At 67.5% G+C, this 1,103-nt stretch carries 1 protein-coding gene; it reads left to right on the top strand.

From position 1 onward, the window contains the following. Nucleotides 1-1,103, top strand: a 1,103-nt coding sequence (locus QSK39_RS52900; protein WP_285485443.1) for a glycosyltransferase family 2 protein, incomplete at both ends; no start/stop codon positions are given.

The following is a 1,103-nucleotide window of genomic DNA, read 5'->3' as shown; positions in this document are numbered from 1 at the left end:
GACCTGGAAACCGAGGGCGGGCAGACGCTGCGGGTGGAGCAGGTCCGCTGGACGGTCGAAGCGCCGGAGAAGATCCGCCCGACCGCGGTCACCATCTGCACGATGAACCGCGCCGACGACTGCCTCAAAAACCTCCAGGCCCTCGCCGCGGACGTGTCGTCGCTGGAAACCCTGGACACGATCTACGTCGCCGACCAGGGCACCGACCTGGTCGAGTCCCGCGACGGGTTCGAGCAGGTCGCCAAGGACCTCGCCGACAAGCTGCACTACATCAAGCAACCCAACCTCGGCGGCGCCGGCGGCTTCACCCGCGGCCTCTACGAGGTCGCCGGGCACACCGCCACCGAACACGCCAACGTGCTGTTCATGGACGACGACGTCCTGCTCGAGCCGGACCTGGTGATCCGGATGACGGCGTTCTCCAACCGCGCCGCCAACCCGATCATCGTCGGCGGGCAGATGCTGAACCTGTTCCACCCCAACCAGCTGCACGTCGGCGCCGAATACGCCCGGTTGAACACCCTGGAGCCGGGCCAGCCGGTCGAGCACTCGCTGACCACCGCGGACCTGCTCGGGGTGGACGAGGAGACCCTGAAGCCGAACCGGCAGGAACGGCGTCTGGATGCCGGGTACAACGGCTGGTGGTCCTGCCTGATCCCGTACGAGGTCGTGCAGGCCACGGGGTATCCGATGCCGTTCTTCTTCCAGTGGGACGACGCGGAGTACTCCTACCGGGCCCGCGCCCACGGCTTCCCGACCGTCACCCTGCCGGGGGCGGGCGTGTGGCACGCGGACTTCCACATGAAGGACTGGGACGAGTGGCACCGGTACTTCAACCTGCGCAACTCGATCATCACCGCCGCGTTGCACTCGCCGTTCAACCTCAACCTGCTCTCGCGGGTGCTGCTGGCGCAGCTGGTGCGGTACCTGCTGGGGATGCAGTACGGGCTGTCGGCAACGCTGATCAAGGCCGTCGAGGACTTCCTCGAAGGGCCGGAGGTGCTGCGTGACGGTGGTGTGGAGGCGATGAAGGAGATCCGCCGGATCCGCGACCAGTACCCGGAGACCAAGCGCCACAAGGCCACCGACGTCCCGGGCATCGC

This window comes from Amycolatopsis sp. NBRC 101858 (assembly GCF_030269325.1).
Lineage (GTDB): Bacteria > Actinomycetota > Actinomycetes > Mycobacteriales > Pseudonocardiaceae > Amycolatopsis > Amycolatopsis ponsaeliensis.
This window is presented reverse-complemented; position numbering and strand designations above follow the sequence as displayed.